The 7,746-nt window shown below is 67.1% G+C and carries 6 protein-coding genes and 2 rRNA genes (1 of these 8 cut by a window edge); 7 read left to right on the top strand and 1 reads right to left on the bottom strand.

Annotation, left to right across the window (positions count from 1 at the left end):
• Together SACMADRAFT_RS17050 and rrf are read left to right on the top strand one after the other, a co-directional pair.
• Window positions 1–3,009, top strand: a 23S ribosomal RNA gene (locus tag SACMADRAFT_RS17050) (it extends 132 nt beyond the left edge of the window).
• Between the two features lie 77 nt (window positions 3,010–3,086).
• A 5S ribosomal RNA gene (rrf, locus tag SACMADRAFT_RS17045) occupies window positions 3,087–3,203 on the top strand.
• A 395-nt stretch (window positions 3,204–3,598) separates the two neighbouring features.
• On the opposite strand, the gene SACMADRAFT_RS29670 is transcribed toward rrf, so the two are convergent.
• Window positions 3,599–3,979, bottom strand: a complete 381-nt coding sequence (locus SACMADRAFT_RS29670) for a hypothetical protein (protein ID WP_040925736.1) — start codon at window positions 3,977–3,979, stop codon at window positions 3,599–3,601.
• A 42-nt stretch (window positions 3,980–4,021) separates the two neighbouring features.
• Here SACMADRAFT_RS29670 and SACMADRAFT_RS29665 point away from each other — a divergent pair, with 42 nt between their 5' ends.
• Genes SACMADRAFT_RS29665 through SACMADRAFT_RS17010 form a run of 5 tightly spaced genes read left to right on the top strand, consistent with a single transcriptional unit; the run spans window position 4,022 to window position 7,732 of the window.
• Entirely contained in the window at window positions 4,022–4,708 is a 687-nt protein-coding gene (locus SACMADRAFT_RS29665; protein WP_232285422.1) for a tetratricopeptide repeat protein, read from the top strand.
• Window positions 4,671–5,720 (top strand): HAD-IIA family hydrolase, encoded by a 1,050-nt coding sequence (locus SACMADRAFT_RS17025; RefSeq protein ID WP_009155075.1) that lies wholly within the window; start codon window positions 4,671–4,673, stop codon window positions 5,718–5,720. Before SACMADRAFT_RS29665 ends, SACMADRAFT_RS17025 begins: the two co-directional genes overlap by 38 nt.
• Before the next feature lie 34 nt (window positions 5,721–5,754).
• Entirely contained in the window at window positions 5,755–5,964 is a 210-nt protein-coding gene (locus tag SACMADRAFT_RS29660; RefSeq protein ID WP_040925734.1) for a hypothetical protein, read from the top strand.
• A gap of 2 nt (window positions 5,965–5,966) precedes the next feature.
• A complete protein-coding gene (locus SACMADRAFT_RS17015) occupies window positions 5,967–6,785 on the top strand; it encodes a TlyA family RNA methyltransferase (protein WP_009155073.1) in 819 nt (272 codons plus the stop codon).
• Window positions 6,782–7,732: an NAD kinase gene (locus SACMADRAFT_RS17010; RefSeq protein WP_009155072.1), complete on the top strand. Its 951-nt coding sequence runs from the start codon at window positions 6,782–6,784 to the stop codon at window positions 7,730–7,732. Before SACMADRAFT_RS17015 ends, SACMADRAFT_RS17010 begins: the two co-directional genes overlap by 4 nt.
• Window positions 7,733–7,746: the final 14 nt, after the last annotated feature.

The following is a 7,746-nucleotide window of genomic DNA, read 5'->3' as shown; positions in this document are numbered from 1 at the left end:
CACCCGTGATGGGGTGTCACCCGCACCTGAATGTATAGGGTGTGTGGAGGGAACGCGGGGAAGTGAAACATCTCAGTACCCGTAGGAAGAGAAAACAAGTGTGATTCCGTGAGTAGTGGCGAGCGAAAGCGGAGGAGGCTAAACCGTGCGCATGTCAAGCTGTCAGGTGTTGTGTGTGCGGGGTTGTGGGGTGCCACTGTTCAGGAGCTGACACTTCTGGCGATGCCGTGTGTGGTTAGTGGAACAGCCTGGGATGGTTGACCGGAGTGGGTGAGAGTCCCGTACGCGAAAACTGCATGGCGGTGTTGTGGTGGTGTCCCCGAGTAGCAGCGAGCTCGTGGAATTTGCTGTGAATCTGCCGGGACCACCCGGTAAGCCTAAATACTTCCTGGTGACCGATAGCGGACGAGTACCGTGAGGGAAAGATGAAAAGTACCCCGGGAGGGGAGTGAAAGAGTACCTGAAACCGTGTGCCTGCAAGCCGTCAGAGCTGCTGCCTTGTGTGGTGGTGATGGCGTGCCTTTTGAAGAATGAGCCTGCGAGTTAGTGCTGCGTGGCGAGGTTAACCCGGGTGGGGTAGCCGGAGCGAAAGCGAGTCCGAAGAGGGCGTGTGAGTCGCGTGGTCTAGACCCGAAGCGGAGTGATCTACCCATGGCCAGGGTGAAGCGCCGGTAAGACGGTGTGGAGGCCCGAACCCACCAGGGTTGAAAACCTGGGGGATGAGCTGTGGGTAGGGGTGAAAGGCCAATCAAACTCCGTGATAGCTGGTTCTCCCCGAAATGCATTTAGGTGCAGCGTCACGTGTTTCACGCCTGGGGTAGAGCTACTGGATGGCCTAGGGGGCTTACCGGCTTACCGAAGTCAACCAAACTCCGAATACGGGTGTGTGAGAGCGTGGCAGTGAGACGGCGGGGGATAAGCTTCGTCGTCGAGAGGGAAACAGCCCAGAACACCGGCTAAGGCCCCTAAGTGTGTGCTCAGTGGGAAAGGATGTGGAGTCGCTGAGACAACCAGGAGGTTGGCTTAGAAGCAGCCATCCTTGAAAGAGTGCGTAATAGCTCACTGGTCAAGTGGTTCTGCGCCGATAATGTAGCGGGGCTTAAGCACACCGCCGAAGCCGTGTCACCTGCACAGGAGATCCGCCGGCTCTGGTTCGTCCGGGGTGGGTGTAGTCGTGTGGGTGGGTAGGGGAGCGTCCTGCATCCGGTGAAGCCATCGCGTGAGCGAGTGGTGGAGGGTGTGGGAGTGAGAATGCAGGCATGAGTAGCGAATGCAGAGTGAGAATCTCTGCCGCCGGATGACCAAGGGTTCCTGGGCCAGGTTGTTCCGCCCAGGGTAAGTCGGGACCTAAGGCGAGGCCGACAGGCGTAGTCGATGGACAACGGGTTGATATTCCCGTACCCGCGTGTGCGCGTCCCTGGCGAGGCAGGTGAGACTAACCACCCGTGTCTGCTGGTTCTCTTTCGGGAGGACCGGTGGGTGTGCGTGGGACCTGATCCTGTAGTAGCCAAGCGATGGGGTGACGCAGGAAGGTAGCCCCGCCAGTCAGTGGTGATACTGGTGTAAGCGTGTGGCCCGCCCGGCAGGCAAATCCGTCGGGCTGTCTTGGATGACGAGGGTGAGGCGTGATGCATAGCCGTTGTGGCGAAGTAGGGTGATCCTCTGCTGCCGAGAAAAGCCTCTAGCGAGTGCGCGCGTGGCCCGTACCCCAAACCGACACAGGTGGTCAGGTAGAGAATACCAAGGCGATCGGGTGAACTGTGGTTAAGGAACTCGGCAAATTGCCCCCGTAACTTCGGGAGAAGGGGGGCCGAAACATCTGAAGCCCCACGCGGGCTGGGATGGGTCGGCCGCAGAGACCAGCGGAAAGCGACTGTTTACTAAAAACACAGGTCCATGCGAAGACGTAAGTCGATGTATATGGACTGACGCCTGCCCGGTGCTGGAACGTTAAGAGGACCGGTTAGCCCCCTCCGGGGGGTGAAGCTGAGAATTTAAGCGCCAGTAAACGGCGGTGGTAACTATAACCATCCTAAGGTAGCGAAATTCCTTGTCGGGTAAGTTCCGACCTGCACGAATGGCGTAACGACTTTCCGGCTGTCTCAACCACAGGCCCGGCGAAATTGCACTACGAGTAAAGATGCTCGTTTCGCGCGGCAGGACGGAAAGACCCCGGGACCTTTACTACAGCTTGGTATTGGTTTTCGGTTCGGCTTGTGTAGGATAGGTGGGAGACTGTGAAACCCGCACGCCAGTGCGGGTGGAGTCATTGTTGAAATACCACTCTGGCCGGATGGGGAACCTCAACCCACGCCCCTGATCGGGGTGGGGGACAGTGCCTGGTGGGTAGTTTAACTGGGGCGGTTGCCTCCCAAAGAGTAACGGAGGCGCCCAAAGGTTCCCTCAGCCTGGTTGGCAATCAGGTGTTGAGTGTAAGTGCACAAGGGAGCTTGACTGTGAGACTGACGGGTCGAGCAGGTGCGAAAGCAGGGACTAGTGATCCGGCACCACCTGGTGGAAGGGGTGTCGCTCAACGGATAAAAGGTACCCCGGGGATAACAGGCTGATCTTGCCCAAGAGTCCATATCGACGGCATGGTTTGGCACCTCGATGTCGGCTCGTCGCATCCTGGGGCCGGAGTAGGTCCCAAGGGTTGGGCTGTTCGCCCATTAAAGCGGCACGCGAGCTGGGTTTAGAACGTCGTGAGACAGTTCGGTCCCTATCCGCCGCGCGCGCAGGAGACTTGCGGAAGGCTGTCCCTAGTACGAGAGGACCGGGACGGACGAACCTCTGGTATGCCAGTTGTCCCACCAGGGGCACGGCTGGTTAGCTACGTTCGGAAGGGATAACCGCTGAAGGCATCTAAGCGGGAAACCCGTTCCAAGATGAGGTCTCCCACCCCCCGTGGGTTAAGGCCCCCAGCAGACCACTGGGTAGATAGGCCAGACATGGAAGCACAGCAATGCGCTCTGGAGTGGACTGGTACTAATCGGCCGAGGACTTCACCACAAAACCCCATACACCCGCACCCACTCTGCAACTCTGAAACACCACACCACACCACACCGTGGTTGTTTCACCACTGTTTCGGTGGCCACAGCGACAGGGACACGCCCGGACCCATCCCGAACCCGGAAGCTAAGCCTGCCAGCGCCGATGGTACTGCACCCCCACGGGTGTGGGAGAGTAGGACACCGCCGAACACCAACAACCGAAGGCCCGTTAGGATTGGTCGGCTGACCGTCCTAACGGGCCTTCGGTATGTCTACGTTCATAGTGTGCACTAGGAGGACACGTGTCCGAGTTCGGTCGGCGCGACTCAGAGAACGACGGCGAGTCCGCTCGACCGCGGCGACGCGACGAGGATCGCCGGAACAAGCCGGCTCGAGACGGTGCTCGAGAGTACCGCGACGATCGCAGGCGGCGTGACGACAGCGCGCGTAACAACAGCGCGCGTGACGAGAAGCCGCGTGGCCAGGATTCGCGTGGCCAGGATCGCGGCCGGAGTGGGCACGGCAGACCGGGCCGGGACGAACGTAGCCGCGGCGACCGTGGCAGTGGCAGGGACGGCTCGGGCAGGTCAGGCCACGGCGAGCGGTCACAGCGCGACCGCGGTTCCGGGAACGAGCAGGACCGCGGTTCCGGGAACGAGCGGGACCGCTCCTACCGGCCGCGCCGCGACCGTGACGAGCAGCCTCGACGCGACGGCGACCGCCGAGCCGGGCACGGTGGCCACAACGGCGGACGGTCCCGCTACGGCGACAGCGCGCGGGGCCACGAAGGGCCTCGCGGGGACAACCGCGCCGCAGGCCAGGACAGACCGAACCGCGGCCGCGCCGAGCATCCGCAACGTCGAGAAGCCGGGCCACGCCGGGAGTACGGGCAACGCCCGGACTCCGGTGCACGCCGTGAGCAGCCGCAGCGCCGTGAGCAGCCGCAGCGGCGTGAGCAGCCGCAGCGGCGCGAGGGTAGTCCGCACCGCGCGGACCGGGCGCCACGCGAGCGTGGGCAGCGCGACGAGGTGGTGGCGCGTGAGCTACTGGAAGCTCCGGAACTGCCCGAGGACATCGACTTCGCCGACCTGGACCCCGAAGCGCGCAGGGAGTTGCGGTCCCTGCCCAGGGACCTCGCCGAGCGCGTGGGCCGCCATCTCGTGGCGGCGGGCTCACTGGTGGACGAGGACCCCGAGGCCGCGCTCGCCCATGCCAGGTACGCCAAGGCGAAAGCGTCGAGAATCCCCGTCGTGCGCGAGGCCGTCGGGCTCGCCGCCTACCACGCGGGCAACTGGTCGGAGGCGTTGTCGGAGCTGCGCGCGGTGCGCCGGATGACCCGAACCGACGCCCACGTCGCCGTGATCGCCGACGCGGAGCGGGCACTGGGCAGGCCGGAACGCGCACTGGACATCGCCAAGGAGACCGATCCCAAGACGCTGCCGAAGGAAGTCCAGGTGGAACTGCGTATCGTGGCCGCCGGTGCGCGCCGTGACCTCGGTCAACTCGACGCGGCCGTGGTGGCGTTGCAGGGCGACGACCTGGACCCCAAGCGCAGCGAACCGTGGAGTGCGCGGCTGTTCTACGCCTACGCGGACAACCTCGCCGCCGCGGGCCGCACCGACGAGGCGGTGCGGTGGTTCCTGCACGCCGCCGACGCCGACCTGGAGGAAGAGACCGATGCCGCCGAGCGTGCCGGGGAGTTGGCCGGTGGCTGAGTCGATACCCCTACTGGACAGGCACGATGCCGTGCTGCTCGACCTGGACGGCACCGTCTACCGCGGGTCGCTCCCCATCACGGGGGTCCCCGAGACGATCACCAGCGTGCGAAGGCTCGGGGTCGCCGTCCGGTTCGTCACGAACAACGCGGCGAAAGCTCCCTCGGCGGTCGCCGAGCACCTGACCTCGCTCGGTGTCGCCGCGGACCCTGGCGAGGTGAGCACCAGCGCGCAGGCCGCCGCGCGGGTGCTGCGGCAGCGGCTGTCAGCGGGCTCGGCGGTGCTCGTGGTCGGCACCGCGTCGCTGGCCGCCGAGGTGCGTGCCGTGGGACTGCGGCCACTGACCGCGGCCGAGGCGAGCGACGAACAGGCCGAGCAGGCCGCCGCCGTGGTGCAGGGGCACTCGCCCGACACCTGCTGGGCTGACCTCGCGCGGGCCTGCGTTGCCGTCCGCGCGGGTGCGTACTGGGTCGCCTGCAACGGCGACGTCACCCTGCCCACCGAACGTGGTCAGCTTCCCGGCAACGGGGCCATGGTGGCCGCGCTGAGGGCCGCCACCAGCGCCGAGCCGGAGATCGCGGGCAAGCCGCGCCCGCCGGTGCTGCGCACTGCCGCCGAGTCGGCGGGGGCGGCCGATCCGCTCGTGGTCGGTGACCGGCTCGACACCGACATCGCGGGCGCCACCGCCGCCGGGTTCGCCTCGCTGGCCGTGCTCAGCGGCGTCGTGACCCCCGCCGAGTTGCTCGCCGCGGGGCCCGCCGAACGTCCCCGATACCTGGCGACCGACCTGACGGCGTTGCAGAGCAAGGCCGACGAGCTCGAGGTCGCGCCGCGACCAGGGTGGCACGTCACCGCCGAGGACGGTGTGCTCGTCGCGTCCAGCAACGGAGAGCGCGACGGCATCGACCTGCTCAGGGCGCTGTGCGCGGCGGCATGGCGGCACGGCACATCGGCGGTGCGGGCAGGCGAGGAGATCGCCGAGGCCGCGCTGGCGCAGCTGGGCCTGGTGTGAGCGAGTGCGCGCCCGGATCGGTTAGCGTTGGGTCGTGCAAGAACAGACAGACCCAGCCCAAAGGCCCGTGCCCGGCCCGCCTCCCGGGCACCCGGCGCCCGACGCCGACCCGCGCGCCGGGATCGAGGAGGCCGTCACCGCGCTCGAGGAGCTCGGTGACCTGCCGGTGGCGGAGCATGTCGAGCGCTTCGACGCGGTGCACACCGAACTCGCCGTCGCGCTTTCCAGCATCGACAAGGTGTGACGATGCCGCGCAAAGCGCGCCTTGACGCCGAGTTGGTGCGCAGGGGGCTCGCGCGATCGAGGGAGCACGCCAGCAGGCTGATCGGCGAGGGCCGGGTGAGCGTGCGGGGACTTCGGGCCAGCAAACCGGCGAGCGGGGTGGAGGTCGACGCGGCGATCGTCGTGCGAACCGACGACGATCCCGGCTGGGCCTCGCGGGGGGCGCACAAACTGCTCGGTGCGCTTCGCGCCTTCGCTCCACGCGGGCTGACCGTCGAGGGCCGACGCTGCCTGGACGCGGGCGCCTCGACCGGCGGTTTCACCGACGTGCTGCTTCGCGAGGGCGCCGCCACCGTCGTCGCCGTGGACGTGGGCAGGGGCCTGCTGGACTGGCGGTTGCGCAGCGACGAGCGGGTCGTGGTGCTTGACCGCACCAACGTCCGCGAGCTGACCGCTGAGCTGATCGGTGGCACCGTCGACCTGGTGGTCGCCGACCTGTCGTTCATCTCACTGAAGCTCGTGCTGCCCGCGTTGGCGGCCTGCGCGGGCGAGGGCGCCGACCTGCTGCCCATGGTGAAACCCCAGTTCGAGGTCGGCAGGCAGCGGCTGGGCAGCGGCGGCGTAGTCCGGGATCCCGAGCTGCGCGTCGCCGCCGTGCTCGATGTACTCGGCAGCGCCTCGGCACTGGGGCTGCACCCGCGCGGCGTGGTGGCGAGCCCGCTGCCAGGGCCGTCCGGCAACGTCGAGTACTTCGTGTGGCTGCGGCGCCAAGCCGAGGGCGAGACCGACGCCGACACCGTGACGCGACTGGTGCGGGCAGCCGTCGAGGAGGGACCGTCGTGAACCGCGACGACACCGGAACCCGCGAGGTACTGCTCGTGGTGCATCCGGATCGCGATGCCACCCGGGGCGCGGCCAGAGACGTCGCCATGCGGCTCGCCGCGGCCGGTATCCGGCTGCGTGTGGTGGACGAGGAGGTGCGCAGGCTCATCGGACCGCACGGCGAGGGCCCGCCGTGCGCGGTGGTGGCGCCCGACGATCGGCCCGCGCGGGGAGCCGAGCTGGTGCTCGTGCTCGGTGGCGACGGCACCCTGCTGCGCGCGGCGGAGGTGGCCCGGCCGGAGGGGGTGGCCGTGCTGGGGGTGAACCTCGGGCGGATGGGATTCCTCACCGAGGCCGACTTCGACGCGCTCGCCGACACCGTGGAGCGGGTGGTGGAGCGGCGTTACCGCATCGAGGAGCGGATGACCGTCGACGTCACCGTCACTCTCGGTGACGAGGTGATCGCGCGAACCTGGGCATTGAACGAGGCGAGCGTGGAGAAGAGCTCCCGCGAGCGCATCCTGGACGCCCTCATCGAGGTCGACGGCAGGCCCGTGTCGTCGTTCGGCTGCGACGGTGTGCTCTGCTCGACGCCGACGGGCTCCACCGCCTACGCGTTCTCCGCGGGTGGGCCGGTGATCTGGCCGGATGTCGAGGCGTTGCTGGTGGTGCCGAGCAACGCGCACGCGATGTTCTCCCGGCCGCTGGTGGTTTCGCGGTCGTCGGTGATCACCGTGCAGGTGGACCCCGACGGCTCGCCCGCCGTGCTGACCTGCGACGGGCTGCGCCATTTCGACCTGGACCGGGGCAGCCGGGTACGGGTGGTCGCGGGCGGTGTGCCGGTGCGGCTGGCACGGCTGTGGGAAGGGCCGTTCACCGACCGGCTGGTGCACAAGTTCTCGCTGCCGGTGAAGAGCTGGCGGGAGCGGCACGGCGGCAGGCGCGACCAGCGCGACCAACAGCCCTGATCGCGCCTCCTCAC

The sequence above is a fragment of the Saccharomonospora marina XMU15 genome, assembly GCF_000244955.1.
Lineage (GTDB): Bacteria > Actinomycetota > Actinomycetes > Mycobacteriales > Pseudonocardiaceae > Saccharomonospora_A > Saccharomonospora_A marina.
The sequence above is the reverse complement of the archived record's forward strand: the minus strand, read 5'-3'. Positions and strand labels throughout refer to the sequence as shown.